Genomic DNA, 26742 nt, shown 5'->3' with positions numbered 1-26742 from the left:
GCACCCTCACGGAACTCGGCATCGTACTTCCGTCGCTTCTCCGCCATGACCCTCAACTACCCCTATGGTCACGACTCCACAGTACGAGGGGAAGGTCACCTGGCCAAGGTTGCTGAACCAAGGGCGGTCCCAGCCCTCGTCGAGAGCGATCGGCTCGCCTCCGTCCGACGGGCGCCGCTCCGACCGGAAACGGGCCAGGCCGGTCGTGTCGCCGAGTCCGAAGGCCGTGGCGAAGACGTGTGCCATGACGGCATCCAGCGGGTCGGCGCTCTCGTACCGCACAGGAGCCAGCGGCAGCAGCACCGTGCCCGGTTCCAGAACCGGTCGGCGCGGGGGCCGCGCCAGGAGGGCGACCCGACGCTCGTCGCGCAGCAGCCACGAACTCGTCGCGTTCTCCCGCCGCAGGGTCCACGCCTGGCCGGGCAGCCGCGCCTCCACCCAGCTCTTGGACTTGCGCAGCTTCTTCTTCAGCACGAGCTCCGCGGTGACGTCGCCGACCGTCAGGCGCAGGCCCTGAGCCGGTTCGGGCACGTCGCGGAAGAAGCCGCGCGGGGCCCGGATCCGTACGACGGGAGCCTGGGGGCCCCACACGTCCACGCGCACCAGGCGCCGGTCCACGGCGACGGTGATCGGCCCGAGGGGACCCGGCGCGGACCGCCGCGCCATCCACAGCGGTACGCCTTCGGAGCGTGCCTGCGCCGCCAGGGCGGCCACCTGGTCGGGGCCGCCGCACTGACCCACGGCCAACTCGCCCAGCTTGCAGGCGAACTGAAATGCCTGTCGTACCTTCAGCGGCGTGGCCGTGCCGGTCACACGGGTCACCGGGACGACGCCGGGCCCCTCCGCCAGCCCTGCCAGCGGGCGCTCCGCCCCGCCGCCGCCGAGCCACTGCCCCCGTAGGAACGCCTCGGCCATCGCGCCGAGGTTCAGCTCGCTCAGCGGGGTGGTCCTGACGCCTCGCCGCAGCCCGGTCTCGGACAGCTCCACCGTCCGCGCCAGCGGATTCCACGATCGCTCGCCATAGAGCACCTGGCTCATCGCTCCCCCGTACCCAAACAGCCAGTTCAACGGACTCACCCTCACACACCCGGGCCGCGCTCATCCATCTGGGGTGACCGCGACACCGGCTCACCCGCACGGCCCGGCCGGGGTGCTCCCCGCCCGTCGAGTACGCAGGATGGTGCCCCGGACCGGCGGAGACACGGAGACGCGGAGAGCGGAGCACGGCATGCGAGGGCGGCCACGGGCAGGGCGCGGGTGACGGGCTCCGGGAAGGGCGTCGCGCGGCTCCTCGCGCGCCTGGCCGTGGCCGCCGCGCTCGGCACCTTGCTGGTGCTGGTGCTCGCCTTGCGGGAGGGCGGTCTGCTGATCCTCGGGGCCGGGCTGCTCGGCCTCGTCGTCTGTGCCGCCGGACTGTGGTGGTTCCTCGCGCACCGCGGCGCGATGCGTCTGTTCGGGGCGCTCGTCGCGGTCGCCGCACCCGTCGCGGTCCTCGTGTACTTCGCGTACGACGGTCTGTGGCTGGCGGCGCTCGTCCTGATCCTGTGCTGGGGCGTGACGCTCGTCTGCGCCCGGGCGGCGCTGCGCGAGGCGGTCGCGGCGCGGCCGCGACGGGCCATCGCCGCGGCCCGGCCACGGCGGCCGGTGCTCATCATGAACCCCAAGTCCGGAGGCGGAAAGGTCGGCCGCTTCGGCCTCGTGGAGCGGGCGGAGGAGCTCGGCGCGCGCGTGCATTTGCTCGACCCGTCCGCCCCGGCCGACGTCGGCGAACTGGCCCGCCGGGCGGTGGCCGACGGCGCGGACCTGCTCGGCGTCGCGGGCGGCGACGGCACCCAGGCGCTGGTCGCGGCGGTCGCCGCCGAGCACGACCTGCCGTTCCTCGTGGTCTGTGCCGGTACCCGCAACCACTTCGCCATGGACCTCGGCCTCGACAGGGCCGACCCGGCCCGGTGCCTCGACGCCCTGACCGACGGCGAGGAACTCCGGGTCGACCTCGGTGACGTCGCGGGCCGCGCCTTCGTCAACACGGTCTCCTTCGGCGTGTACGCGGACGTCGTACAACGGCCGGAGTACCGCGACGACAAGGCGGGCACGGCCCTGAGCCTCATGCCGGACCTGCTGGTCGGCGAAGGCGTGCGGCGGCTCGACGCGCGGGCCGACACCACCGCGCTCTCGTCCCAGCAGGCGCTGCTCGTCAGCAACAACCCGTACGGCTCGCCCGACGACCCCGGTGCCAGTGGCCGTCGGCCACGCCTCGACGGCGGCGAACTGGGTGTCCTCGCCCTCCGCGTGGAGGGCGCGGCCCAGGCCGCGGACCTGGCCGTGCGCGGGTCGCAGTCCACGGGCCTGACCGCCATGACCGCACGGCGGGTCGAGGTGACCTCCGACGCGGACGAGATCCCCGTGGCGGTGGACGGCGAGGCGCTGCGGATGCCCACGCCGGTCGTGTGCACGCTGCGCCCCGGCGCGCTGCGGGTCCTGGTGCCGCGCGACCGCCCGGACGTCGTGACGCCCGCGCCGCCCATGAACTGGCGGCGGCTCATCGACCTCGCCTTCGGCGGACGGGAGAGCCATGGCTGACCGGAACACCGCGGCAGCCGCGCTCAAGGACCTGCGCGCGATCGACGGAGCGCTGTACGCGGCCGTGGCCGCCACTCCCACGCCCACCCTCGACCGGGCGCTGCGGCGCCTTTCGCACGCGGCCGATCACTCGAAGATCTCGCTCACCGTCGCGGTGGGCCTTGCCCTGGTGCCCGGACGCCCTCGGCGCGCGGCGCTGGCCGGGACCGGAGCGGTGGCGCTGGCCTCGGTGGCGGCGAACCTGTTCGGCAAGCGCATGGTCCGCCGGAGGCGGCCCGACCGGGAACAGGCCCGCGTCGTCGTGGACCGGCACGTCCCCATGCCCCAGTCGGCGTCCTTCCCCTCCGGCCACACAGCGTCCGCGGCGGCCTTCGCCACCGCCGTCGGCGTCGTACTCCCCGCGGCGGCGGTGCCGCTCGGGGCGCTCGCGGTCGCCGTCGGCTACTCCCGCGTCCACACGGGCGTGCACTACCCCGGCGACGTCGCGGCCGGCGCGGTCCTCGGTTTCGCCGCCGCGGCGGCGTCCCTGGCGGTCGTGCACGTGCCGCTGGACCGCGCCACCGGCTGAGAGGAGCGCGTCCGTGCGTCAGCCGCGTTCCGATGACGGGCAGAACCGGTGGCTCTCCGAACGCCGCCGCTCCAACGTCAGCGCCGTCGCCGCGGCCCTCACCGCGGCGCTCCTCCTCGGCCTGGACGGCAGCTGGGAACTGCTCTCGGGGGCGGACGTGTGCGTCCTCATCCTGCTCATGTACCTCCTCCCCTACCTGCTGATCACGTCGGTCGTCTTCTCCACCGCCTCCCCTCGGGACGCCCGCGCCTGGGCCCGGCGGTCGGCACGGGGCACGGGGTTCCAGCGGTACGTGTCCGGCACGGCCCCCGGGCCGGGAGTCTCGATCTTCATCGCCGCCGCCGCGCTCGTGGTGTCGGTGCTGTGGCGCCCGGGGCACATCGGCACCTCGTTGGGCCCCGCCCCTCGCGCGGCGGTGGCACTCGCCCTGGTGGTCGTCGCCTGGATCTGCGTGGCGGTGTCCTTTGCGGTCGCCTTCCAGGCCGACGATCTCGCGGAGGACGAGCAGGCCCTCGACTTCCCCGGCAGCCGCCCCGCGCTGTGGGTCGACTACGTCTACTTCGCTCTCTCCCTCATGACGACGTTCGGCGTGACCGACGTCATGGTGACCTCCCGGGAGACCCGCCGCACCGTGGCCGTCAACTCCGTCATCGCCTTCGTCTTCAACACGGTCACGGTGGCGAGCCTGGTGTCGGCGCTGAACAGCATGTGACGCGGGGTGGGCCCGTACTTCTCGTTGGCGTCCGGGCCGCCGCTGCAGCGCAGTACGAGTCACTCGACGACCTTGACCGCTCCGGCGGTGAACTTCCACAGGTCGACGCGTACGCCTTCCCAGTCGGCGGGGAGGGTGTCCCGGTCGCCGGTGTTGACCTTGACGCTAGCGGCAAGGTTGAACGATGACGGCATGAACACCGCCGCACCGCACAGCAGGATCGTCGTAGTCACCGGGGCCGGTACCGGGATCGGCCGGGCCACCGCCCGCGCCTTCGCCGCCGAGGGGGCCCTCGTCGTCGCCATCGGGCGCCGCCTGGAACCGCTGGCGGAGACCGCCGCAGGGCATGACCGGATCACCCCGCTGACCGCCGACATCACCGCCGAGGGCGAGCCCGACCGGATCCTCCGGACCGTGCTGGAGCGGCACGGCCGACTCGACGTGCTCGTGAACAACGCCGGGATCGTACGCAGCGGCGCCCTCGGCGCACTGGCGCCGGAGACGATCACGACGCAACTCGCCACCAACCTCGTTGCCCCCATCCTGCTGACCCAGGCCGCGCTGCCGCTCCTCGAAGAGTCCCGAGGAGTGATCGTCAACGTCAGCACATCGGTGGGACAGCGGGCCTGGCCGGGCAGCTCGGTCTACGCGGCGACCAAGACCGCTCTGGAGCTGCTGACCCGTAGCTGGGCGGTCGAGCTGGCGCCCCGCGGAATCCGGGCCGTGGCCGTCGCCCCTGGCGCGATCGACACCCCCATCGGCGAGCATCAGGGTCTGACGCCGGAGCGGATGGCCGCGGTGCGCGAGTGGCAGCTGGCACACACACCACTGGGCCGGATCGGCCGGCCGGAGGAGGTGGCGTGGGCGATCACCCAGCTTGCCGCGCCGGCCGCCTCGTTCGTCACCGGGGTGGTGCTCCCGGTCGACGGCGGAGCGGTCGTGGCGTGATAGGACTGGTCAGGGAGGTGGAACGGGTGCGGATCGGTGAGCTGGCCGAGGCCACGGGGGCGACCGCCCGTGCACTGCGGCACTACGAGCAGGCAGGGCTGATCTCCTCCGAGCGGGCCTTCAACGGCTACCGCGTCTACGACGAGCGGGCGATCGTGCGGGTCCGCAACATCCGCTACCTGCTGGCCGCCGGACTCGTCCTGGACGACGTACGCGTGTTCCTGCCGTGCCTGGACGGCGATGTGGCTGCCGCACCGCCCTCCCACAAGGGCCTGCAGGTCGCGCTGGAACGGCTGGCGGTCCTCAACGAACGGATCACCGCCCAGACCGAGGCCCGCGACCGGCTGGAGGCCGCACTGCGCCAGGCCACCGGTGACCGGATCCGCCCGGTCGCCTGACCGCTGGCAGCACCGCCCAGCCCGCTACCTCACGAGGCCCCTGGCTCCGGTTCGACTGAACCGGAGCCAGGGGCCTCGCTTCGGCCGAGACGCGGCCGCTGGTCAGGCTTGTGCTGAGAAGCTACGGACCGCCTGCGGACAGGCGGCCCCGGAGGCTTCAGGCGACGGTGCCGCTCTCCTTGATCACGACGTCGGAGCTCAGGGCACCGCTGCCGGAGCCGAGGGCCTCGATCTTCTTGACGAGGTCCTCACCCTCGGCGACCTCGCCGAAGACGACGTGCTTGCCGTCGAGCCAGGGGGTGACGACGGTCGTCACGAAGAACTGGGAGCCGTTGGTGTTCGGGCCACGGTTGGCCATCGACAGCAGGAACGGCCGGTCGTGCTTGAGGGAGAAGTTCTCGTCGGCGAACGTCGCGCCGAAGATGCTCTTGCCGCCGGTGCCGTTGCCGTGCGTGAAGTCGCCGCCCTGGAGCATGAACTGCGGGATGACGCGGTGGAAGGCCGAACCGGCGTAGCCGTAGCCGTTCTGGCCGGTGGCGAGCTCGCGGAAGTTGCGCGCGGTCTCCGGCACGACGTCGTCGAAGAGCCGGAAGACGATCCGCCCGGCGTCCTTGCCGTCGATGGTGATGTCGAAGTAAACGTTCTGCATGGGCCACATCCTGACATGAACAGCTCCGATGTCCGGAACACCCCCTCCGGACCCCGGCAGGGGTGGAGTGGAATACCGGGTTCAGCTCACCCGCCCGATGGCGGCGCCAGCGCTGAGCGGGGATCCGGCAGCCGCATCAGGCGCAGGACGTTGCCGTGGTAGATCCGCGCCCGGTCGGTGTCCGTGAGGTCGAGCGCGTCCAGGGCGCGGATCGTCTCGCGGATGAACCCGGGGCCGCCTTCCGGGTCGAAGGGGCAGTCCGTGCCGAACAGGACGTGGTCGGCGCCGAAGAAGTCCAGGCCGCACCGGATGCCGCTGGCGGAGCCCGACAGTGCGGTGTCGGCGTAGAAGCGGCGGAAGTACTCCAGCGGCCGGTGCCGCAGCACCGTTTCGCGCAGGTGCGCGAGGTTCCCGCCTGCGGTGCGGCTGCCGAGCTGGTCGCTCCAGCCGAGTCCGATCCGGCCTTCGAGGAAGGGGATCATGGCGCCCAGGTGGTGGGTGATGATCTTGATGCTCGGGTGTTGTTCGAGCAGGCCGGAGAAGACGAGCCGGGCCATGGCGGCACTCGTCTCGTACGGCCAGCCGAGCGCCCACCAGATCTCGTACTGGGAGGTGTCCTCGGTGGCGTAGTCGGCGAAGGCGGCGCCGCGGGCGGGGTGCAGCCAGATGGGCAGGTCGCGCCGGGCCATCTCGGCGAAGACGCCCCGGAACTCGGGGGCGTCCAGCGGCTTGCCGTTGACGTTGGTGAAGAGCTGTACGCCCCGGGCGCCGAGGTCGTCGAGTGCGTAGGCGAGTTCGGCGAGTGCCGCGTCCGGGTTGTTGAGCGGCAGGGAGGCGATGAAGGCCGGGAAGCGGTCGGGATGCCGCTCGCACAGCTCGTGCAGCGACTCGTTGGCGAGGCGCGCGAGCGCCGGGGACTCGTGCGGCGCGGCGAGCCGCTCGATCGGCGGTGAGGACAGCGTGAGGACCTGCTGGTAGCCGTCGCCGAACTCGTCCATCATCCGCAGGCGCGCGTCGAGGTCGTGCAGCGCGTCCAGCTCCAGCCAGCGTTTGAGGGCGGCGGTGTCGACGGCCAGCTCGCGCATGCGCGCGAAGTAGCGGCGGGGCAGGATGTGGCTGTAGGCGTCGAGTTTCATCGCTCGCTCCTCGCGGTCTGCGGAACCCAGTGGGTGATCTTGCGGTCGACGGCCTGGACGAGGGCCAGGGCTCCCAGGGCGACGGCGACGACGATCAGGAGCACGGCCAGCACGCTCGCGCTGTCGAAGCGGCCGCCCGCCTCGGTGACGAGGTGGCCCAGGCCGACCACGGCGATGAACATCTCGCCGTTGATCATGCCGGTGACGGCGCGGCCGACGCCGAGCCGCACCCCGGCCATGATCATGGGCGCGGCGGCGGGCAGCGCCACGCGCAGCAGCACCTGGCCTTCGCTCGCGCCGTACGACCGCGCCATCTCCACCAGGTGCGGGGGCACGGACCGTACGGCTGATTCCGTGGTGACGATGACGATGAAGACGGCGTACATCACCACCACCGCCACGATCGCGGCGCGCCCCGCTCCGAGCAGCGAGAAGAACACCGGCGCGAAGACCAGGGACGGGGCGGTCAGGAGTGCGTGGACGTAGCAGCCGAGCGCGGCCTCGACGCGGCGCGAGCGGCCCATGGCCGTGCCGACGACGAGCCCGGCGGCGAGAGAGACGGCCAGGCCCAGAGCGAGGTTGAGCAGGCTGTCGGCCAGGCTGCTGAGGATCAGGCCCTCGCGGGACAGTTCGACGAGCCGGTCGAGCACCCGGCTCAGCGGCGGCAGCGACGACACGTCCGCCGTGCGCCCGACCGCCTCCCAGGCCGCGGCGCCGACCGCGAGGCTGACGGGCGCCGCGGGCACGCGCCTTAAGGCCGCTGGCATCCGTCGTAAGGCTGCGGGCATCCGGCGGGCCGCTGGCATCCGCCATAAGGCCGCTGGCATCCGCCGCAAGAAGGACCGGGCGTTCATGAGGCCGCCCTCTCCGGCCGGTGCTCGGCGTGCATCGCGCGCAGCCGCTCCCAGAGGTACGCGGTCAGCTCGGCGTACTCACCGGACCGCGCCACGCCCCCGATGTCGCGCGCACGCGGCCGGGGCAGGGTCACCGGCACGATCTCGGCGATCCGTCCCGGGCGGGCGCTCATCAGGGCGACGCGGTCACCGAGGAGGACGGCCTCCTCCATGCTGTGGGTGATGAACACGACGGTCAGCCGCTGCTCCTCCCACAGCGACAGCAACTCCTCTTGCAGGAGCCGCCGCGTCTGTTCGTCCACTGCCCCGAAGGGCTCGTCCATGAGGAGCACTCGGGGGCGTACGGCGAGGGCGCGGGCGATCCCGACGCGCTGCTGCATGCCGCCGGACAACTCGCCGGGCAGTTTGGCCGCGCAGTCCGCGAGGCCCACCGTGGCGAGCAGCGCGCGGGCGCGTTCGGTGCGCTCGGCCCGGCCGACGCCGCGCATGCGCAGGCCGAAGGAGACGTTGTCCAGGACGGTCGCCCACGGCAGCAGCGCGAAGTTCTGGAAGACCATGCTCCGGTCGGGTCCTGGTCCGCGCACCGGCACGCCGTCGACGAGGATGTCGCCCTCGTCCCAGGGCACGAGCCCGGCGATGGCCCTGAGCAGGGTGGTCTTGCCGCAGCCGCTGGGGCCGAGGACGGTCAGGAACTCGTTCTCGGCCACGTCGAGGCCCACGTCGCTCAGCGCCCGAACACAGGTGCCGTCCCGCGCGGTGAAGCTCTTGCTCAATCCGTCGATGGTGATCATCGAGTGCTCCTTGCGGGGTACGAAGAGGTCTGCGGGGTGCGGGCCCAGCGGGTCAGCCTGCGTTCGGCCCAGTGCGCGGCGGACACCAGGAGCAGCGCCTCGGCGAGGACGATCGCGATGGTGCCGTAGAGGGGTGGCGCCTTCAGCAGGCCGCGGTAGGTGAGGATCAGCCCGCCCAACCCGTCGGACACCATGAGCAGTTCGACGAGGACCATGCCGGTGACGGCGCGCCCCAGGCCCAGACGTACGCCCGTCATGATCGCGGGCAGGGCGCCGGGCAGCAGGACCCACCGCCAGATCCAGCGCTCACCGGCGCCGAACGAGCGGGCCATCTCGATCAGCGCCGGGTCCACCTGCCGTATCCCCGCACGGCTGTTCACGATCACCATGACGACGGAGAAGGCCGCGACGAGCGCGACCCGCGAGGCAAGGCCGACGCCGACCGACATCACCAGGAGCGGAATGACCGCGGCCACCGGGGTCACGAGCAGGATGTTCAGGTAGACGTCCGCGTACCGCTCCAGGAGCCGGAACCGGCCGAGCGCGGTCCCGACCGGGACGCCGACGACGACGGCGATGCCGAAGCCGAGCACCAGGGCCTGGTTGCTCACGTACAGGGCGCGCCACAGCTCCGCGTCGCCGAGCAGCTCGACGGTGGCCCGGAGCGTCTCGGTGAAGCCGGGGAGCAGCAGGCCGCCCCGGGCGCGGGCGTAGAACTCCCAGGCCGTGGCGAACAGCGCGAACGTCAGGAGTTGGTAGGACAGCTTCCGGTCGAGGCACCGCCGCAGCGGTCCCGGCCGCCGCGCGGTGCGGGGGCCCGCCTGGGTGCTGACGCGTCCGCGCCGCGTGCGGGGTGCCGGCTTCGGGGGCGTGGTCGCGACTGTCATGACGCGGCCCTGAGGAAGCTGAGGTCGGCCGCGTCGCGTGCGGACACGCCCCGCCCGATCACACCGGCGCGGGCGAAGAAGTCGATGGTTCCCTGCACGTTCTGCGGGGTGAGGGCGGCCGCGTCGAAGAGCCGCGCCGCGCGGTAGCGCTCGGCGACGCGGGCCACGTCGGCCTCGTCCTCCTGGGGAAGGTAGCGGTGCACCAGACGTGCCAGGTACCCGGGCCGGGCGTTGATCCGGGCGTGCTCGCGCACCAGGGCCGTGACGAACGCCTGGGACACCTCGCGGTGGTCGGCGAGGAAGTCCGCGTTGGCGTAGACGGTCTGCGGGTGCAGGTCCGGCAGGGTCCGGGCGAAGTCGGCGAGCTTGGTGAGGCCGGCGGCGCCCTGTCGCGCGGACGACCCCAGTGCGACGGCGTCGGCGACCTCGAGCGGCGTCGCGTCGATCTCCCCCGAGGCGAGGGCCTGCGCGCGGACGTCCGAGCCGCCGAGCGTCAGATAGCGCGGGCGCCGGTCCGCTCCGCAGTGCGTGCGCACCCAGTCCTTGGCCATGGCGGTCGCGACCGCGCCCGCGCTGAAGATTCCGAAGGGGCGCTCGTCGAGATCGTCGCAGGACGTGATGCCGGGCCTGCCGTAGAGCGCCCACTGGTTGCCGACGACATCAGCGATGATCTTGATGGGGGCGTCCTGCTCGATGGCGCTCAGGGCCGGTCCCGTCGCCTCGGCCGAGATCGCGTAGTCACCGAGGGCCAGTCCCTCGATGGCCAGTTCGGGTGCGGCGAGCTCGACGACGTCGACCTCGTGCCCCTGGCGCCGGACGGCGTCCACGGCCGCCAGGAACGGCACGGTCGTGATGTCCGGCTCGACGACCGCCACGGTGAACGACAGCGTCCCGTCCGCGCGGGTCTCGGTGCCCGCGCCGTTGCCGCAGGCGGTCGCCGCCGCGGTCGCGGCGCATAAGACCGCGGTGGCGGTGAATCGTTTCGTACGCGTCCAAGCCGCCCAAGCTCCCCAGGCCGTGGTCCGGGTCCAGGTGCGCATGACCATCCCCCTTTGCGCCGCCTCGGTTTCCCGAGGTCACCGGTTAGGCAAACGTATGCCTTGCCTCGGGATGCTAGACACCCTGCCCTCTGATTCGTCAAGGGCCAACACGCAGACGCCCAGCTGGAGTTGAGCCCCTGCGTTGCCAACACTCCACGGTTTGTGTCATGTTGGGACCCTTGGAAGGCAAACGTTTCCCGAATGCCTCCGCGAACCCTGGACGGTGGTGTGTGAGCTCACTGGTGGAAGTCGCCCGAGCGGCGGGCGTGGCCGTCTCCACGGCGTCGCGCGTGCTCAGCGGGGCCGACCATCCCATCTCGGCCAAGACCCGCGCCAAGGTCATGGCGGCCGCCGAGCGCCTGGAGTACTCGCCCAGCGCCCTCGCCCGCGCCATGGTCTCGCCGCACAGCCGCCTCGTGGGCGTCCTGGTGAGTGACATCGACAACCCGTACTTCTCCGTCATCGCCCGCGGCGTGGACGACGTGGCGACCCGTGCCGGGTACGTGACGATGCTGTCCAACGTCGACCGGCGCACCACCACGGAGATCAGCCGGCTGCGGGCCATGCGGGACTACCGCGCCGCGGGCGTCGTCTTCGCCGGTAGCGGCCACGTCGACGACCCGCAGGCGCCGAACCTGGTCGAGGCCGTGCGCCGCGCCCAGGAGGAGGGCCTCCAGGCAATCTCCCTGGCCGTGCGCGACCTGGGCTGTCCGTCCGTCGTCGTCGACAACCACGCGGTGGCGTACGACATCACCGACCACCTCGTCTCGCTCGGGCACCGGCGCATCGCGTTCATCGAGGGGCCGCCCGGCATGACGGTCAGCGAGCACCGCCGGGAGGGCTTCCTGTCCCGCATGGCCGAGGCGGGCCTCACCGAGGGCGCGCACTGCCACCCCGGCGGCTTCGACCACAAGGCCGGGCACGCCGCCGCCCTGCGGCTCATCGCCCGCCGTCCGCTCCCCGACGCCGTCCTCGCGGCCAACGACGAGGTGGCCGTCGGCGTGATGAGCGCGCTGCGCCAGGCAGGCATCGACGTACCGCGGGAGGTCTCCGTGGCGGGCATGGACGATCTGCGCGTCGCGGAGTTCGTCGGCCTGACCACGGTGAGCCTGCCGCTGTACGAGATGGGTTCCCTGGCCGCCCGGCACATCATCGACACCGCCGCGCGCGCCGGTGCGGGACGCGCTGGCGCGGCACGCGCTGCGGGCACGAGCACCACGGACGGCGCGACGACGACCGTGCTGAGCCATCGCGTCGTCGCCCGGGAGACCACCGCCCGACGGGCCGACGCCTGACCCGTGCCGTACCGACGCGTGCGCGGCGAAGCCGCCCGCGCGCCGCCCAACCGTGCCTGGGCGAATCCTTTGGTGGTGCTGGTGCCTCTCTAGCATGTGCGGACAGCAGCGTCGGCACAGGAACCGGAGGTTTGTCGTGATCATTGGTGCCGTCATCGTCGCGGCTGTGCTCATCTGCGCGTGCAGTTTCATCGTGCGGCGTCAGCGGGGGCGCTCGCGTGGCTGACTACACATGGCCCGGCGATCAGTTGATCGCCGCGGCGCAGCAGGGCGACGTCGAAGCCACAGCCGCTCTGGTGTCCGGCTCGCACCCGCACGTACAGCGGTTCGCGTATTCGTTGTGCGCTACTCCGCAGGACGCCGAGGACGCCGCGCAGGAAGCACTGATCATCCTGTACCGCAAGATCGGAATGCTGCGGGCCTCGGGTGCGCTGGCGTCGTGGATGTTCCGCATCGTCCGCAACGAGTGCCTGCGGCGGGCACGACTGACACTGCGCAGCCACGGCCCGGTCCCGGACACCGTGGTGCCGTCATTCGAGGACGAGGTGCTGCAACGCCTGGAAGCGAGCCGGGTGGCCACGGCCATCGCCGGCCTGCCCGCCGACCAACGACGTGTGCTGATCCTGCGGGACATCCAGGGCTACAGCGGCCGGATGGTCGCCGACACGCTCGGCCTCAGCACCGCCGCGATGAAATCCAGGCTGCATCGCGCCCGCGCGGCGGTCCGCCAGGCGTTGCAGGCAACAACCGATCCTCTTCAGGGAGCCGGCCATGACTGACCGACACAGCTTCGCCAGCACGTCGCTGCCCCGGCACTTGGCACGCGGCACGCTGGGATTCGGCGCCCTTGCCGGTGCGGTCCTGCTCATCCCGGCCATCGGACTGGCCAGCCTCTTGCTGGCACCCCTGGGGCTGCTCGCCCTGCGCGGGTGTCCCCTGTGCTGGACGATCGGGCTGCTCCACACCATCTCGAACGGCCGCCTGCAGCGCTCGTGCGTGGACGGCCACTGCGAGCTGTCCACCGCCCGGCACACCTCGCCTCCCAAAGGCGCCACCAGCCAGCCCCGGGCACCGCAACCGTACGAGCACAACGCGTTGAGCCGATAGGCGACAGAGCGACTGCCCTTGACGCAACACAACCTACTGGGCGCTGTCCCGGAAGCTGCTGGCCCTGCTCGCCTCGCGCGGCCTTCGCCATGTGCCCACCTGCAGCCCGGATCGATCGCGGGGGGGCGGTCCGTCAGACGGAGAAGCCAGTGACCTTGTTCGGCGTCACCCGCACGATGAGCCGGAGTACTTCCTCCGACTCGGGCGGCGGGTTCTCGCCGAGGTACTTGTGCGAGAGCGTGTGAGGCAGCGTCTTCTCCCGGTCCTCGATCAGCTCGGCGGTGCCCCGGATGTCGACCGACTGGTACGGGTTCTCGGTGTCGAAGACGGTAAGGCTGATCCGCGGGTCCCGGGCGAGGTTCCTGGCCTTCTGGCGCCCCGCCGTGGTGGAGAAGAGCACCGTGTCACCGTCCCTCGCGATCCAGACCACCGAGGTCTGCGGCCCACCGTCCCGGTTGAGCGTCGCGACCGTGGCGAAGTTCCTCCCGTCCAGCAGTTCGCGCGTCCCCTCGTCAAACGTTGCCGACACAGCCCCACCCTTCTGTTCAACGCTCCGAGTCGTTCACTGCTGGTGCAGAACAGGCATGAAGATCGAATTCTTCCCGCCACAGGCCTGGGATTCGATGCGTGCGCTGATCGACGGCCTAGTAGGCCGCCTCGGCCGGTGCCCTGTGCCGGTCCCCACCGACTCTGGTTCACCTCCTGTGGTCACGTACCGAGTCCTGTGGTCACGTACGGACCGTGATTACTGCTCCTCAGGGCGAGGCGCGTGTGCTCCCTACCCCTCCCTTGCACCGCGACGTCGCAAGAAAGCGATTGACGCCGCAGTGCCATTCGTGAACGATTCCGGACCGTGACGACGAACATCGATCAGAACCAGCTGGCCCACGGACAAGGCTCTTCGGCCGACCGCCCGCTCGCCCTGATCACCGGGGTCGGCCGCACCGTCGGTATCGGCGCGGGCATCGCCCGTCGGCTGGCCGCATCCGGCTGGGACATCGCCTTCACCTACTGGACCCCCTACGACGACCGTATGAGCTGGGGCAGGGAGACCGGCGCGACCGAAGTGATCAGCCAGTCCCTCGCCGAACACGGCGCGGCCACCACTGCGATCGAGGCGGATCTCGCCGACCCGGACACCCCGGTACGCGTCTTCGACGAGGTCGAACAGCGGCTGGGCAGTGTCACCGCGCTGGTGATGAGTCACTGCGAGTCTGTCGACTCCGGGCTGCTTGACACCACCGTCGAGAGTTTCGACCGGCACTTCGCCGTCAATGCGCGCGCCACTTGGCTGCTCATTCGCGAGTTCGGACGCCGGTTCGCCGCAGAACACGGAACCGGCCGGATCGTCAGCCTCACCAGTGATCACACCGTGGGCAACTTGCCCTACGGGGCCAGCAAGGGAGCGATGGATCGCATCACCCTGGCCGCCGCCCACGAACTCGCCCACCTCGGTGCGACCGCCAACGCGATCAATCCCGGGCCGGTCGACACCGGTTGGATGCCCGAGGACGTCCGGGAGCACTGCGTCCGCAGCACCCCGCTCGGCCGGTTGGGCACTCCGCAGGACACCGCACACCTCGTGGACTTCCTGTGCTCCAGGGAAGGCCAGTGGATCAACGGCCAGTTGCTGATGAGCAACGGTGGCCTTGCGTAGGGGCAGACAAAGGTCCCATGCCGCGCCGCCCGCACAGCGCACCCCGGTCCTGAACGCATCCCCGCGTCACGGGCCCGGTAGCCACTCCGTCAGCTCAGGCTGCCTCAACACGACGCAGCCGACGCCGTTTGGCAAGGAGGAAGCCTCCCGCCCCCGCAGCCGCCAGACCGGCAGCCCCGCCACCGATGACCAGGACCTGCTCGCTCCCCCCGTCGTTCCCCGAAGGCGATGCGGCGGCAGCCTGCTGCCGGTCACGGCAGGCCTTGGGGATGGCGGCCCCGTCGGGCTCGACCCTCACGCGCCCCCAGACCTCACCCGGTTCCAGCATCGGGCTGTGCAAGTACACGGGGTAGACCCCGGGTTCGATGTCACAGCGGATGGTCGCCGTTGCCTCCAGGACGGCTTTGTCTCCCCGGAGCGTGACGGGGTGGGTGAACGCCGGGGAAGAGGCCTTCGTCTTCCCGTCCACGGCCTCGCCGTCCGAGGCGGAGGGTGTGACGTGGCCGCCGCGGTGGACGGAGCGAGTGTCCGTGGCGGACTGCGGCCAGGGGGCGTCCGAGGTGTCGCCTGCCGCGGCCACCGGGGCGACGGTCAGGAGGCAGGCAAGGGCGGCGAGCCCTGCTGCGGCTCGGGCGAGCGATATCGGGCGACCCATCGTTCTTCGTGCTTCCACTTCTTCAGCGGGTGTCCTGCCGGACCGTCAGATGCGGTATGGCCGAATGTGGTTGTCTGTGCGGGACGTAAGTTTGGTACGTCCATCTTTACGCGGTTTACGTACACTCTGTGGATATCGTCCGCCGGGCCGACGGTGAGAGCATGGAGTTCAGCGCACAGCCACGGCGACTTCCGCGCGCGGCACCTCACCAGGGTGCCGCGCGCACCGTTCAACCCAAGCCTGCACGCGGGCTTCAGCGCCAGGAAGCAGCGCCCCGCACTCGGGCCGTGCGCGCGGCGGACGGAGACCTGCTCTGGCACCGCGCCGCCGTACGGACGCAGTAGGGGTTGGGCCTACCGGGCGTGTGCTTTCATCCAGTCGATGAGGACCTGCACAGTCGTGATCCTCTCGGCGTCCTCGTCAGGTATGTCCGTGGAGAACTCGAACTCCAGAGCCGTGCCCAACTCGACAAGGTCCAGGGAGTCCGCTCCCAATTCCTCGAATGACGCGTCGTTCGTCACCTCCTCCGGCTTGACGTTCAACTGTTCGACGATGATGCGCTTCACGCGCTCCTCGATGGTGGACACCCCATAGCCTCCTGTTTCAACACGCATGGGAACGGGCGGATCCCGCCTACCCTGACAGCTGCTCACGCGCCGGTGAAGCCGCTGGAAGCCGTGTTCGCCACGAGTCATCAGCCTTTCCCGTCACCGCGGCGGGGTGTCCGGGAGCTCCGGAGCCGGTACGAGGACGGCGCGCCTGCGGATAAGGGAGCCGTAACGGGGGGCGTGTAGATGCCAGTTCGCGATCCCGGCGACCAGGTGTTGCACGCTGCGGATATAGCGCTCCACCGCGGGCTTTTCCCGGTAGTTGGCCAGCAGTTCCGCGACGCACTGTTCCGTTTCGCTCACCAGGGTGTTGTGCCACTGGGCGATGGCTTCGATGCTGTCCGGCAGCGTGCACGCCGTTTCGTGCTGGTGCATCAGGACCACGTTGGGGGCGGGGCCTCCGGTGTCGTCCTTCTCCAGCGAGGCCACGTCGTTGAACATGCCGAACACCAGGCAGGCGTTCTCTTCGAGTTTGCGCAGCCGGGGGACTTCCCATGCTTCCTGTGGGATGAAGCAGTCGTCGGCGATTTCCAGGAGCGGCATAAAGGGGAGCACGCCAGGGGTGAAGGGGCGGATCTTCGCGTAGAAGTCCAGCCCTCGCCACTCTTCTGCGGCAAGGGGCTCTTCGGTCAGCGAGACCCGGTTGCATGCTTTGAGTTCGTAGTGCAAGCGGTCTTGCCACAGACCGCGGCGGGAGGACGGCATCATGTCCCGGGCGCGGGCCTTCAAGTCCCGGTATCCCGTGACGTAGTCGGTGAGGACCGGGTGCACGGAGTCGGGTGGGCCTTCGAAGAACTCGGCGCAGGCGTCGGCCAGTTCGATGCGTTCCTTGACTTCCAGGGTCGGTCCGAGGCGTTCGAGTGCGTCGTCGAGCACGGTGATCCACAGGGCGAAATCGCTGCTGAGCTGGAGTAGCTGGACCTTGTCGGTCAAGGGATGGATCCAACCGGCATAGGCGCCCATGTTCAGGCCGCGCCCCATGGCGTGCAGCCCGTGGACGGGCGCGTCGGGCAGGCCGACGTACTCGCCCCATTGCAGCGATACGTCGGTCAGTGCGTGGGAGAGGGGATTGCGGGGTGCTCCCCAGGAGTTGGGGTATCGGAATACGGGCAAGTGGTCCGGCATGTCGCATTCTCCACTCTGTGCCAGGGTTCATTCTTGCCGCCGGTGAGTCACCCGCAGGCCAACCACCCGAAGGTGAACCACCCGCCGGCGAATCACCCGCAGGTGGCGCCGCCGTCGACGGGCATCGCAATGCCGGTGACGAATGAGGCCTGGTCCGAGCAGAGCCACGCGGCGGCTTGCCCGATCTCCTGCGGAACGCCGATACGGTCCAGGGGTTGCATTCCCCGGGCCTCTTTCTCGGTCAGGGCGCCGCTGCGGATGGCGTGGTCGAGCGCTCAGGCCATCGACGTGTTCGCTCTCCTTCTCTGCCCGCAGGAGGACTTCAGCCAAAGCTCTCGGCAGCAATGACGAGTCCCTGATGTGACGCAGCTGCCAGCGGCCGGCGGCCGTAATCCGAGAGACGACGTCCCGATTGATCTCATACAGATCAGCCAGTTCCGCAGGCGTGCGGCTCTGGATGTTGTCGTCCGACAGCATCCACAACGTGACGATCCCGATGCCCGCTTCCTCGCACCAGCCCAGAACTTCCGGAATCTTCCCGAAGCCCGCAGCATGCCCTTCCCGCGCGGCACCGTGCCCGTTCCTGCGTGCCCAGCGGCGATTGCCGTCCAGAATAATCGCCACATGGCGCGGAGTCGCCCTGAATCCAGTCATGCGCTGATGCTCCCGATTTCCTCCTGAGTCAAGAACCTGAGCCAAGAAACGGAATGCCGGACTGAGCCTGGCACACCGCTTCCATAAGAACCGGACGACCCATCCGGAGATAGAGCGCATACACCAGACCCGGATGTAAACGGGAACCCTTCCGTCACGGCACACACGCATCTCGCGCAGCGGAAACCATCCTCTGCACGACCCGTACGCCGGTTCACAAGCGGCACGGCCGCAACTGTCCATGGCAGACCTACCGGCGCCCCAATCCGACACCACAGACGCCGGAACGCACATCGGGTTGTGCTCATCCCCAGGGGTTCACCCTCGTACCGAAGCCTGAGCGAGTGGACCGGCTTGCGCGACGCGAGGACAACTGGCCGCCGTCTACGTCGCAGCCGACCACAAGTGCCCCCCGTGCCACCTCGCAGGCCGACGATCTCGCCGTACTTGTAACGCTGTTGCACCCCGACCGCGGCTGCGCTGGAGCGGCCGCTTCGACGTCGTCGACGGCCGGATCACGACGGTCCAACGCGTGGCCAATCCAGAGAAAGTTTCGCGCACCTGTCACAACCCACGCCCCCGCCTTGTCTCCCTGGCGGACCCATCGAGGGAACCGGACCAAGGAGAGAGAATGAACCACATCGTGATCGTCGGCGGTGGCTTCGCAGGCGTGTGGAGTGCCGCATCGGCCGCCCGGGTGCGCGGCGGCGCCGACATGCGGATCACACTCGTGTCGCCCAACACGGACATGGTGCTGCGGCCGCGCATGTACGAGGCCGAGCCGGAGCTGGCGGTGGTGCCCCTGAAGCGGGTTCTGGAGCCCGTCGGAGTCGAACACGTCCAGGCCGCGGTGACGGAGATCGACACCGCGGGCCGTCGGGTCGTCACCAGCGATGGCGATGCGCTCACGTACGACCGTCTGGTGCTGGCGACGGGCAGTCAGCTGATCCGCCCGGAGATGCCGGGGGCGGACCGCGTCTTCGACGTCGACACCTTGGCCGGAGCCGTCGCCCTCAAGGAGCGTCTGCGCGGCCGGACCGGCTTCACGGCGGTGGTCGTCGGCGCCGGGTTCACCGGCCTGGAGGTCTCCACGGAGCTGGCCGCGCGGGGCCGGGTGGTCCTGGTGGACCGGAACCCCGTCGTCGGCCCGGAGCTCGGCGAAGGGCCTCGCCCGGCGATCGAGGCGGCCCTCGACCAACTGGGCGTGGAACGGCGCCTCGGCACCACCGTGACCGCGGTGAAGGAGGGCTCCGCGCAGTTGGCGGACGGCACCTGGATCGAGGCGGACGCGGTGATCTGGACCGCCGGGCTGCGGGCCAACCCGCTCACCGCGCAGATCGAGGGTTCCCGTGACCGGTTCGGCCGCCTGGAGGTCGACGCCCAACTGCGGGTCTCCGGGGACGTGTTCGCGGCGGGCGACACCGCCGCCGCGCGGCTCGACGACGGCCACGTCACCGTGCAGAGCTGCCAGTACGCGGTCCCCATGGGGAGGACGGCGGGCCACAACGCCGCCGCCGACCTGCTCGGCCTTCCGCTCATCGACTTCGCCCCCGGGCCTTACGTCACCGACATCGACCTCGGTGGGGCGGGCGCGGTCTTCACCCGGGGCTGGGACCGCGAGGTCGAGTCCACCGGGGCCGACGGCAAGCTCGTCAAGAAGTGGATCATGGAGAAGATCGAGCCTCCGGTCGACGACGCGGAGGAGATCCTGAACGCGGCGGCGTACGTGTACGTCGTGATTCCCGCGGCCCACGAGCTGTGACGGGCTGAACCGACGTACGACGGGAGCAGCCGGGGCGCCATGGCCCGGCTGCTCCCGAGACCGAGACCGAGACCCGCCTCCCCCGCCGCTATCCGGCGCGGGTGTGGCCGCGCGCCGCGATGTGCGCGGGCGGTGCGATGCCGTCGGGCAGCAGAGGATCGGCCTCCGGTTCGCCCCACGTGGACGTCAGCGGCAGCACCCCCGCCCAGATGCCGAGGGCGGCGTCCGGACCGTCTCCGTCGTCGGGCGCGCCGGTGCTCGTCTTGACCGACGCCTCCTCCAGGGAGAGCGCGAGCAGCGCGGTCGCCGCCAGTTCCTTGCGGTTCGGCCGCCGGGCGTAGTCCCACTGTCCCGGTGTCGCCTGCTCGGTCAGGCAGCGCAGGCCCGCCAGCTTCTCCTCCGGGTCCGTGACGAGACGCGGGACGCCGTAGATCATCGCGCTGCGGTAGTTGACGCCGTGCTCGAACACCGAGCGGGCGAGCACCAGGCCGTCCACGTGCGTGACGGTGACGCACACCGCCTTCTCGGGCGAGGCGACCAGGCTGCGACTGGCGACGGAGCCGTGGAAGTAGAGGTTCCGGCCGTCGCTGCCGTACACGGTCGGCACGACCATCGGGACGCCGTCGACGACGACGCCCAGATGGCAGAGGAATCCGGCCTCCAGGACGGCGTCGAGCTGGGCGCGGTCACGGCTGCCCTGCTCACGCAGGCGACGATGGCAGGTCCGGTCCGTCTCCGGGAGTACGGACGGCAGTTGCACGTCGGTCACGTCGCCTCTTTCAGAACGCCAGCTACCAGCACGGGTCGTTCGCTAACGATATCCGTCGCAACACCCTTACGCACCTACGGAATCCGCACTTTCCTCCTGCGACAGGAACTGAAACCCTTGAATGCGGCGTAGGCGCGCAGGGCGCCCTCGACGACCGCGGCGCCTGCGCGTCCGTTACGACCGGTCCAGCCGGGCCAGTTCCGCGTCGACGGCCTCCCGGACGAGGCCTCGCGCGTGGTCGAGGGACAGGCCGCCGCTCAGCCAGCGCATGCTCAGGCCCTCAAGGAGGGCGGTGAGGCGTTCCGCGGCGGCGGCGAGGACGGCCGCCGCCGCCAACGGCCGCACCCGTCCGAGCAGTCCGGCCACGTCCTGCACCCAGACCAGGGTCGCGCGGGCCAGGTCCTCGCGCAGTGAGGGGTCGAAGACGGCGCTGGCCCGCAGCTCACCCCAGGCGGTGCTGTTCTCCCGCACCTCCGGTGAGTCCTGGAACTCGAGGAGCAGCACCTCGTCCAGTTCCTCCCGAGGACCGAGCGGCGCTCCGCCCTCGGCGCGCGCGGCGGTGTACCGCTCGGCCCGCTCGTTGATGAACTCCAGCGTGTGCCGCAGGATGCCCGTGCGGTCCTTGAAGTGGTAGTAGATGAGGCCGGTGGAGACCCCCGCCTCGGCCGCGAGTTCCTCCACGCGGAGCCCGCGGACACCGCGCCGGGCGATCAGCCGCGCGGCCGCTTCCAGGATCTGAGTACTGCGTGACGCCATGACCATGAACCCTATCCGGACACCTGTCCCCACCTGATCCACGGGCTGCCGCGACAGCTTTCACGGGCCGCCGGGACCGCGCAGGCCAGGTCACACCGCATCGACCCGGCGGCCTGACTGACTCTTCAGCTGAAGCCTTAGCACTGAGCACAGACCCTCGCCTCAGGTGCAGCAGGATACGTAATCAATCACCATAAACTCGGACACACTATCTCAGGAGGTCTCGGTGCCACCGCGGCCTGCGGCTCCGACAAGTCCACCCGGACCGATCGGACACCGGCACGGTGCCGGCACCAAGCGGGCCAAGGCCACGGACAGCGGGCGCCGCTTCGGCGCGGAGTGGGAGAGCCACGCGCGCACGTTCATGTCGTGGCCGGCGCTGGCCTCCGTCGGGGAGGAGGACCTGCCCTACGTACGCGAGGACATCGCCCGCATCGCGCGGGCCGTCGGGGAGTACGAGGCCGTCGTGATGATGGCCAGGCCCGACCAGCAGGAGGCCGCCCAGAAGGCCTGCGGGCGCGACGTCGAGGTCACCCCGCTCACCATCGGCATCGACTTCAACTGCAACGGCTGGGGCAACAAACAGAAGCACACCAACGACGCCCAGGTGGGGCGGAAGCTCCTGCGCGAGTACGACATCCCCCGCGGCAAGTCCCGCGACCAGATCGAGGCCGAGCTGCTCGACGCCCTCGGCCTGGAGAAGATGATCAGGATCACGGGTGCGGGCGACGACTTCGTGTCGACGTACGCCAACTTCTGCATCGCCAACGACGCCGTGTTCATGCCGAAGTTCGGGGACCGGAAGGCCGACGACCGCGCTCGCGGCATCCTCCAGGACCACTTCCCCCAGCGGGACGTCACGCCCGTCCGCATCGACACCATTGCTTCCGGAGGCGGCGGGATCCACTGCTCGCCCCACGACGAGCCGGGCAAACCCGCCGACTGACGGGCGGGTCAGGGGCCCAGGGTGCCGCCGACCGTGACGGCGGCGGGCCGTTGGCCAGGCCTGTGGCCCCGATGCCGACATATCGGCATCGGATTCGGGAAGCCGCTCTTCATGGAGACGGAAACGAAGTACGACGCCCTGCGGGGTCAGCTGGAAGAGGCTCGCGCGTTCTCCCTCTACCTGCACGCGGCGTCCCGTGCGCTCCTCAGGGAGAACCACCGGCTGCTCGTCGAACGCAGCGAACTCAGGCGTGATCGCGTCCAGGAGGTCGAGGACAGCGATCCGCTCTGGCGGGCGTGAAGATCCTGCCTGCCCGAGCCCGGACCACGGGCGCGGGCCCCGGGGTCGTCGTGGTGACAGCCCCGGGGCCCGCCGTGCACTTCTACGTGAACGCGCTGTCCAACGACTCCCCCATGCCCCGGTCATGGTGTCCGCGCAGGCCGTGATGCATTCGTGGCCTCCCGTTCGAGCGCCGTACGCGTACGGCGTGGAGAGCGTGCGCCCGCCCGGTCACAGCAGCCTGCGGATCTCCCCGCGCACCCGGTAGAACCCGCCCGCGGCCGCGTGCAGGGCGTCCACGGTGTAGCGCGCGCCGGGCTCCCGTATCGCGCGCGGGAACTGGACCCTCCAGGAGGAGTCGTAGCCCTCGGACACCACGTGCACGCGCACGCGGCCGCGCTCCTGGACGCACTCGACGACGATCGCTCCGGCGGGGGCGTGGGCGACGGTGGTCACCGCGGCCACGGCCGTGTCCGGTGCGTAAGTGGGCACCGCGGCGGCGAGCTTGACGTCCCGGGCGACCGGGACCGTGCCCTGCTGGGCCGCGGAGATGGCCGCGTCGCTCGCGTCCACGCAGACCAGCGAGCCGTCCGTGGTCACCAAGTACAGCCGCTCGTCGTGGTACTGCATCGAGAGGGCCGAACCGCCGCCCGTGCCGAGCTTCCACAGCCGGGTGCCGTTCTGGTCGAAGCAGTACACGGACGACGCCGCGTCACCGGCGAAGACGAACCGGCCGCCGGGCGAAGTCGCGCATGAGTACACCGCGCTGTCGCAGGCGTACGTGGCCTCGATCGCGCCGGTGGCCTTCGAAAGCCGCTGGACGGCGCGGTGCGCGGTGCCCGCGTACACGGCCTCGGCCTCCTGCCAGCCGAACAGGACCCCGCCGCGGGTGGAGGTGTGCCACAGCTCGCCGCCGCCGTCGGGCGCGTAGGCGGTGACGCCCCGGGAGTGGCCGTGGTAGACGGCCCGGTCGTCGGCGCGGACCATCCAGGCGTGCTCGCCCTGGCTGCGGCGGGCCCACTGGTGTTCGTCCTCGTGGTCGATGACGGTGAGCCGGCCGTCTCGGTCCGACACGTTCAGCAGGCCCTCGTGGATGTCGAGCCAGAAGATGTCGACGTCCGCCGCGATGTCGTACGCGGCGAACGGCAGCTTCGACGAGAGGTCGTAGACCCGGCCGTCGTCGCAGCCCGCGTAGATCCAGAAGTCGTCGGCGACCAGGCACTTCACGCCGTCCGGCAGGCTGAACCGGGCCAGGACGCCGCCGTCGTGGTCCAGGGTGTACACATCACCCGACTGGTTGCCGACCCAGCAGTGGTCGCCGTCGACATGGATCCCGAACGCCGAGGAGCCGGTGCGGAACCGCCACAGCACGGGGGCCACGGACCGCGCGGTGGACGGAGCGGAGGTCACCTGACGCCGGGTCACCGGGCGTGGTGCGCGCTGTCCGGGGATCGCGGGGGCGTACCCCTTGCGGACCTTCTCCCCCACCTTCTTCGCGGCTGCCGCGCGTGCCTTCTCCGCCGTCGCGAACGTCGTGCTCTGTATCTGCCCGGCGGCGCCGATGCGTCCGTACCGCACCGTCACCAGCAGGCCCGCGACGGTCACCTCGTAGAACTTGTGCGCGCCCCCGCCGTCCTGCGACAGCTCCAGATACGTCGTCGACTCCGGCGCACCGGACATGGCGGACCCAGACATGGCAGACCCCTCCCCAAAGCGGACCCACGGCCGTTCCGGCGGGCCCCACTGCTCAAACCGTAGGAGGTGGCACTGACAATCGGCCCGGGCCGCGTGTCCCGCGAGGCGCGCGGCCCGGGCCGACGGAGCTGTCCGTGGAGACTGCGCGGAGCCGTCAAGTGCCCCTGGCGCACTGCCACATGGGGGTGCTACTGCACTTCGAGCCCGATGACGACGCCGTCGAAGTCATAGCTGTTGGTGTCCACGGCCAGCGGGCTGCGGCCGCCGCCCTGGCTCGCCCACGGGGTGACGGCGGGAACGCTGTAGCGGCCCTTGTCGACCGTGCTGATGGAGAGCCGGAAGTCGACGAGGGTCGCGCTCGACGGCCAGCGCCGGGTGTCTAGGAAGAGGCGGTACTTGTCGGGGTCGTAGCCGTTGTCGTCCGTGGCGAGGGGCGAGTCGCCGCCGCCCTCGCTCGCCCACGGGGTGTACTGCACCGGTCCGTAGTGGCCGTTGCCGTCCATGGCCTGCGCGCCGATCCGGAAGTCCAGCTGGTTGAGCAGGTCACCGGGGACGGTGCTGAGGTCGATGAGGGCCGCGTCCGGGTCGTAGCCGTTGGCGTCGCCGGCCCACGGAGAGTAGCTGTTGCCGAACTTCACGTTCTTGGTGAACTGCTCGGCGCCGAACTGCGAAGTGCCGCCCGCGTCGGCCAGTTGGATCCCCACCCTGAAGGTGGGCAGATTCGCGGCCTGCGCGGGCACGGCGCCCGCGAACAGCGAAACCGCGGCCGCGACTGCGGCCGCGGCGGACAGGACACCAGCTCGTCTTCGCACGGTGAGATCCCTCCCCTGTTGACCCACCTTGGTGTGGGCGGCTTCACCGTAGGGAGGTCACACCTCCCACACCAGTCGAGCTTTTCAGCCATAACTTTCACATTCACCACACATTTTCCGCGCCTTTACCGATCACCTGGCCACCTTCGTGCCGACGGACCCTGGCCAGTGGCGCAGTTCGGCTGAATCGCGGCGGGTGAACGCATGCCGACCGGCCACGCGAACAGCCCGGCGCGTGCGCGCGCCGGGCTGTGCTGGAGCGGGGGCCGCGGTCAGCTGGTGACGACGTTGTACGCCGGGATGATCTGCGGCTCGCCGTCGGCATGGCCCAGGTCGGAGAGGATCGGCTGGAGGATCTTCGAGAAGTTCTCGAGCGCTTCCTCGGACTCCCATACGTCGACGACCCGCCACCCGCCGTCGACCGGACCAGCCACGTGGGAGATGAGTCCGGGTGCGGGAATGTCGGCGAGCGAGGTGAACTCGCCGCCGTCGGTGAGGCGGCTGATGACGGCGTCGTACAGCTCCTGCCCGACGTCTGGGATTTCGATGGTGACGATGATGGCCATGTGGTCCCCCCACTGGTCGTTCACGGTGTGAACCGCTCGTTCACCGTGCGCGGCGATCGCTCCGGTCGGCGCGACCCCCTCATGCGTACCCGACCGCCGTCCGGGCGTCGACGGTTTGCGGGGGCCGGGCGGGGGGAGCTGAGGCGCGCCGGGTAGGTCCGCGCCCCTGGTGAGCCGACTGCGACCCGGGCGCGCGCCGCGCTGCGGCCGGTCGGGGGTGCACGCCCGACCGGCCGGCCTTCGGCGATCAGCGGCATCGGCGACTGCGCTGGCTAGCGCACCACGCGGTGGCGGAGGTAGACGACCTTTGAGCTGAAGGTGCGGGTCTCGACGAGTTCGAGATCCACCCGGCGTTCGTGCCGGGGAAAGTACGGCGTGCCGCCGCCGACCAGCACCGGGTAGACCACGGTCCGGTACTCGTCGATCAGATCCAGCGCGGCCGCCTCGGCGGCGAGGGTCGCGCCGCCGATCGCGATGTCACCCTCCCCCGGCTCGGCCCGCAACCGCTCGATCTCCTCCGCCAGGCTGCCGGAAGCCAGGCGGTCACTGCCCTGCACCGCCGACAGCGTCTTCGAGAACACCACCTTGGGCAGCGGGTTCCAGAGCCCGATCCACTCGCGCTGGGAGTCGTCGAGCGACGGGTCCTGGTCGGCGGTCTCCCAGTACAGCATCGTCTCGTACAGCCGCCGTCCCAACAGGTGGACGCCGACGTCGCGGATCTCGTCGATCCAGAAGCGGAAGACCTCCTCGACGGGCGCCGTCCAGTCGAAGCTGCCGTCCGGGCCGACGATGTAGCCGTCCAGTGAGGTGTTCATGGAATAGGTCACGCTGCGCATCAGGAGTCCTCCTCGGTAGCGGCTTCGACAGTACGACCGCCGGGCGCCGCGGGCTCGTCAGGGCTCGCGGAATCATCCGGGCCGGCCTTCGCCACCGGCGGCCGGGCGCAGGACGACGTAGCCCTGGTGCGGGCTGGGCGACCAGGGCAGGCGGTGCTCGAAGAGGGCTTCGACGAACGGCGTGGTGCGGTGGTAGACGTACACCGAGGTCTCCGCCCCCGTGATCTGCGGGGTGTCGACGAGCAGGGGGATGTCGGCGAGGAAGTACCGCACCGCCTCGCCGACCTGGTCCTCGGTCGGCTCGCCGGGCATGCGGTGGGCGAGGACGCAGCGGGAGGCGTCCAGGCACAGGTCGCGGAAGCCGGGGTAGCACCGCGCGGCCACCCCTGCGGCCGAACTGAGCCGTTGCCCCTCGAACCGCGTACGGCTGCTCGGAGCCGGTGTCGGCACTGACGGCCGCGACCCGCCACCCCGGCCGTTTCCCCTGGCCGAAATCGCCCTTGCGTACTTCGAGCGGCGCACTTCGAGGCACCACCTGAGCCGATCACCTGCCACCCCGGTCGTTCGGCCAGAGTGTCTCCAGGGGCGCACATGGCCGAACTTGCACTAGGCAGCCGCACTCTTGGTTCGTACCATTCGTGTCGCCTGAGGCCCTCA

32 protein-coding genes and 1 pseudogene are annotated in these 26742 nt (G+C 70.7%); 12 read left to right on the top strand and 21 right to left on the bottom strand.

Annotated features, from left to right (window positions below; all coding sequences use genetic code 11):
• Nucleotides 1-6 precede the first annotated feature (6 nt).
• On the bottom strand, nucleotides 7-1038 hold the full coding sequence (locus tag IG74_RS0107340) for a hypothetical protein (protein ID WP_234334253.1): 1032 nt from the start codon (nucleotides 1036-1038) through the stop codon (nucleotides 7-9).
• Between the two features lie 219 nt (nucleotides 1039-1257).
• Here IG74_RS0107340 and IG74_RS0107335 point away from each other — a divergent pair, with 219 nt between their 5' ends.
• Genes IG74_RS0107335 through IG74_RS0107325 form a run of 3 tightly spaced genes read left to right on the top strand, consistent with a single transcriptional unit; the run spans nucleotide 1258 to nucleotide 3860 of the window.
• Nucleotides 1258-2580: a diacylglycerol/lipid kinase family protein gene (locus tag IG74_RS0107335; protein WP_030671498.1), complete on the top strand. Its 1323-nt coding sequence runs from the start codon at nucleotides 1258-1260 to the stop codon at nucleotides 2578-2580.
• Entirely contained in the window at nucleotides 2573-3148 is a 576-nt protein-coding gene (locus IG74_RS0107330) for a phosphatase PAP2 family protein (RefSeq protein ID WP_037824615.1), read from the top strand. The genes IG74_RS0107335 and IG74_RS0107330 overlap by 8 nt, the downstream gene beginning before the upstream one ends.
• Nucleotides 3149-3161: 13 nt before the next feature.
• Complete coding sequence (locus tag IG74_RS0107325; protein ID WP_030671492.1) at nucleotides 3162-3860, top strand: DUF1345 domain-containing protein; 699 nt, start codon at nucleotides 3162-3164, stop codon at nucleotides 3858-3860.
• 59 nt (nucleotides 3861-3919) lie between these two features.
• Here the strand turns inward: IG74_RS0107325 and IG74_RS54160 are convergent, their stop codons facing one another.
• Nucleotides 3920-4054, bottom strand: a complete 135-nt coding sequence (locus IG74_RS54160) for a hypothetical protein (RefSeq protein WP_267885546.1) — start codon at nucleotides 4052-4054, stop codon at nucleotides 3920-3922.
• Here IG74_RS54160 and IG74_RS0107315 point away from each other — a divergent pair.
• Both IG74_RS0107315 and IG74_RS0107310 read left to right on the top strand, forming a co-directional pair.
• Nucleotides 4053-4808 carry an SDR family NAD(P)-dependent oxidoreductase gene (locus tag IG74_RS0107315; RefSeq protein ID WP_030671490.1) on the top strand — a complete coding sequence of 252 codons (756 nt, stop codon included), beginning with the start codon at nucleotides 4053-4055 and terminating at the stop codon, nucleotides 4806-4808. The genes IG74_RS54160 and IG74_RS0107315 overlap by 2 nt on opposite strands.
• A 26-nt stretch (nucleotides 4809-4834) precedes the next feature.
• Nucleotides 4835-5206, top strand: a complete 372-nt coding sequence (locus IG74_RS0107310) for a MerR family transcriptional regulator (RefSeq protein ID WP_030671487.1) — start codon at nucleotides 4835-4837, stop codon at nucleotides 5204-5206.
• Nucleotides 5207-5363: 157 nt separating this feature from the next.
• Here the strand turns inward: IG74_RS0107310 and IG74_RS0107305 are convergent, their stop codons facing one another.
• The 6 genes from IG74_RS0107305 to IG74_RS0107280 form a co-directional block, all read right to left on the bottom strand.
• Nucleotides 5364-5855 (bottom strand): peptidylprolyl isomerase, encoded by a 492-nt coding sequence (locus IG74_RS0107305; protein WP_030671484.1) that lies wholly within the window; start codon nucleotides 5853-5855, stop codon nucleotides 5364-5366.
• 86 nt (nucleotides 5856-5941) lie between these two features.
• Nucleotides 5942-6991: an amidohydrolase family protein gene (locus IG74_RS0107300; protein ID WP_051854656.1), complete on the bottom strand. Its 1050-nt coding sequence runs from the start codon at nucleotides 6989-6991 to the stop codon at nucleotides 5942-5944.
• A complete protein-coding gene (locus IG74_RS0107295; RefSeq protein WP_234334252.1) occupies nucleotides 6988-7737 on the bottom strand; it encodes an ABC transporter permease in 750 nt (249 codons plus the stop codon). The genes IG74_RS0107300 and IG74_RS0107295 overlap by 4 nt, the downstream gene beginning before the upstream one ends.
• A gap of 104 nt (nucleotides 7738-7841) precedes the next feature.
• Entirely contained in the window at nucleotides 7842-8636 is a 795-nt protein-coding gene (locus IG74_RS0107290; RefSeq protein ID WP_037824613.1) for an ABC transporter ATP-binding protein, read from the bottom strand.
• Complete coding sequence (locus IG74_RS0107285; RefSeq protein ID WP_078868640.1) at nucleotides 8633-9523, bottom strand: ABC transporter permease; 891 nt, start codon at nucleotides 9521-9523, stop codon at nucleotides 8633-8635. The genes IG74_RS0107290 and IG74_RS0107285 overlap by 4 nt, the downstream gene beginning before the upstream one ends.
• Nucleotides 9520-10563, bottom strand: coding sequence for an ABC transporter substrate-binding protein (locus IG74_RS0107280; protein WP_078868648.1), 1044 nt, complete (start codon nucleotides 10561-10563; stop codon nucleotides 9520-9522). The genes IG74_RS0107285 and IG74_RS0107280 overlap by 4 nt, the downstream gene beginning before the upstream one ends.
• A 230-nt stretch (nucleotides 10564-10793) precedes the next feature.
• On the opposite strand from IG74_RS0107280, the gene IG74_RS0107275 reads away from it, so the two are divergent.
• From IG74_RS0107275 to IG74_RS0107265, 3 genes are all read left to right on the top strand, one after another.
• Nucleotides 10794-11858: a LacI family DNA-binding transcriptional regulator gene (locus tag IG74_RS0107275; protein ID WP_030671472.1), complete on the top strand. Its 1065-nt coding sequence runs from the start codon at nucleotides 10794-10796 to the stop codon at nucleotides 11856-11858.
• A 218-nt stretch (nucleotides 11859-12076) separates the two neighbouring features.
• Nucleotides 12077-12637 (top strand): RNA polymerase sigma factor, encoded by a 561-nt coding sequence (locus IG74_RS0107270; protein ID WP_037824610.1) that lies wholly within the window; start codon nucleotides 12077-12079, stop codon nucleotides 12635-12637.
• Nucleotides 12630-12965, top strand: coding sequence for a hypothetical protein (locus IG74_RS0107265; protein ID WP_030671469.1), 336 nt, complete (start codon nucleotides 12630-12632; stop codon nucleotides 12963-12965). Before IG74_RS0107270 ends, IG74_RS0107265 begins: the two co-directional genes overlap by 8 nt.
• Nucleotides 12966-13098: 133 nt before the next feature.
• On the opposite strand, the gene IG74_RS0107260 is transcribed toward IG74_RS0107265, so the two are convergent.
• A complete protein-coding gene (locus IG74_RS0107260) occupies nucleotides 13099-13494 on the bottom strand; it encodes a PPOX class F420-dependent oxidoreductase (RefSeq protein ID WP_030671467.1) in 396 nt (131 codons plus the stop codon).
• A gap of 324 nt (nucleotides 13495-13818) precedes the next feature.
• Between IG74_RS0107260 and IG74_RS0107255 the strand changes: the two genes are divergently transcribed.
• On the top strand, nucleotides 13819-14622 hold the full coding sequence (locus tag IG74_RS0107255; protein ID WP_051854654.1) for an SDR family oxidoreductase: 804 nt from the start codon (nucleotides 13819-13821) through the stop codon (nucleotides 14620-14622).
• Nucleotides 14623-14716: 94 nt separating this feature from the next.
• Here IG74_RS0107255 and IG74_RS47775 read toward each other — a convergent pair whose 3' ends face one another.
• The 5 genes and pseudogenes from IG74_RS47775 to IG74_RS53270 all read right to left on the bottom strand — a co-directional run.
• A complete protein-coding gene (locus tag IG74_RS47775) occupies nucleotides 14717-15277 on the bottom strand; it encodes a hypothetical protein (RefSeq protein WP_030671462.1) in 561 nt (186 codons plus the stop codon).
• Nucleotides 15278-15630: 353 nt separating this feature from the next.
• Nucleotides 15631-15864 carry an acyl carrier protein gene (gene acpP, locus IG74_RS0107245; protein WP_030671460.1) on the bottom strand — a complete coding sequence of 78 codons (234 nt, stop codon included), beginning with the start codon at nucleotides 15862-15864 and terminating at the stop codon, nucleotides 15631-15633.
• Nucleotides 15865-15984: 120 nt separating this feature from the next.
• A complete protein-coding gene (locus IG74_RS0107240) occupies nucleotides 15985-17010 on the bottom strand; it encodes a terpene synthase family protein (RefSeq protein WP_030671457.1) in 1026 nt (341 codons plus the stop codon).
• Between the two features lie 92 nt (nucleotides 17011-17102).
• Nucleotides 17103-17231 carry an SDR family oxidoreductase gene (locus tag IG74_RS49230; protein ID WP_078868638.1) on the bottom strand — a complete coding sequence of 43 codons (129 nt, stop codon included), beginning with the start codon at nucleotides 17229-17231 and terminating at the stop codon, nucleotides 17103-17105.
• A gap of 73 nt (nucleotides 17232-17304) precedes the next feature.
• A pseudogene (locus IG74_RS53270) lies at nucleotides 17305-17664 on the bottom strand (undecaprenyl diphosphate synthase family protein); the annotation flags it as partial.
• A 631-nt stretch (nucleotides 17665-18295) separates the two neighbouring features.
• Between IG74_RS53270 and IG74_RS0107230 the strand changes: the two are divergent.
• Entirely contained in the window at nucleotides 18296-19426 is a 1131-nt protein-coding gene (locus tag IG74_RS0107230; RefSeq protein WP_030671454.1) for an NAD(P)/FAD-dependent oxidoreductase, read from the top strand.
• An 88-nt stretch (nucleotides 19427-19514) separates the two neighbouring features.
• On the opposite strand, the gene IG74_RS0107225 is transcribed toward IG74_RS0107230, so the two are convergent.
• Complete coding sequence (locus IG74_RS0107225) at nucleotides 19515-20195, bottom strand: pyridoxamine 5'-phosphate oxidase family protein (protein ID WP_030671452.1); 681 nt, start codon at nucleotides 20193-20195, stop codon at nucleotides 19515-19517.
• A 174-nt stretch (nucleotides 20196-20369) separates the two neighbouring features.
• On the bottom strand, nucleotides 20370-20951 hold the full coding sequence (locus tag IG74_RS0107220; RefSeq protein WP_030671447.1) for a TetR/AcrR family transcriptional regulator: 582 nt from the start codon (nucleotides 20949-20951) through the stop codon (nucleotides 20370-20372).
• Nucleotides 20952-21177: 226 nt separating this feature from the next.
• Between IG74_RS0107220 and IG74_RS45650 the strand changes: the two genes are divergently transcribed.
• Both IG74_RS45650 and IG74_RS0107210 read left to right on the top strand, forming a co-directional pair.
• Nucleotides 21178-21897, top strand: coding sequence for an agmatine deiminase family protein (locus IG74_RS45650; RefSeq protein WP_420709863.1), 720 nt, complete (start codon nucleotides 21178-21180; stop codon nucleotides 21895-21897).
• Between the two features lie 111 nt (nucleotides 21898-22008).
• On the top strand, nucleotides 22009-22197 hold the full coding sequence (locus IG74_RS0107210) for a hypothetical protein (protein ID WP_030671444.1): 189 nt from the start codon (nucleotides 22009-22011) through the stop codon (nucleotides 22195-22197).
• A gap of 210 nt (nucleotides 22198-22407) precedes the next feature.
• Here IG74_RS0107210 and IG74_RS0107205 read toward each other — a convergent pair whose 3' ends face one another.
• The 5 genes from IG74_RS0107205 to IG74_RS51970 form a co-directional block, all read right to left on the bottom strand.
• Nucleotides 22408-23871 (bottom strand): WGR domain-containing protein, encoded by a 1464-nt coding sequence (locus tag IG74_RS0107205; RefSeq protein ID WP_234334251.1) that lies wholly within the window; start codon nucleotides 23869-23871, stop codon nucleotides 22408-22410.
• 188 nt (nucleotides 23872-24059) lie between these two features.
• Nucleotides 24060-24683 carry a hypothetical protein gene (locus IG74_RS0107200; protein ID WP_030671438.1) on the bottom strand — a complete coding sequence of 208 codons (624 nt, stop codon included), beginning with the start codon at nucleotides 24681-24683 and terminating at the stop codon, nucleotides 24060-24062.
• Between the two features lie 272 nt (nucleotides 24684-24955).
• On the bottom strand, nucleotides 24956-25273 hold the full coding sequence (locus IG74_RS0107195; RefSeq protein WP_234334250.1) for a hypothetical protein: 318 nt from the start codon (nucleotides 25271-25273) through the stop codon (nucleotides 24956-24958).
• Between the two features lie 248 nt (nucleotides 25274-25521).
• Nucleotides 25522-26085 (bottom strand): dihydrofolate reductase family protein, encoded by a 564-nt coding sequence (locus IG74_RS0107190; RefSeq protein WP_030671433.1) that lies wholly within the window; start codon nucleotides 26083-26085, stop codon nucleotides 25522-25524.
• A gap of 72 nt (nucleotides 26086-26157) precedes the next feature.
• Nucleotides 26158-26469, bottom strand: a complete 312-nt coding sequence (locus IG74_RS51970) for a tRNA-dependent cyclodipeptide synthase (protein WP_051854651.1) — start codon at nucleotides 26467-26469, stop codon at nucleotides 26158-26160.
• Nucleotides 26470-26742: the final 273 nt, after the last annotated feature.

It is taken from the genome of Streptomyces sp. NRRL B-1347, from assembly GCF_000720325.1.
In the GTDB taxonomy this organism is placed as follows: Bacteria; Actinomycetota; Actinomycetes; order Streptomycetales; family Streptomycetaceae; genus Streptomyces.
Note: the sequence above shows the minus strand (reverse complement) of the source record. Positions and strands in the feature narration are given on the sequence as shown.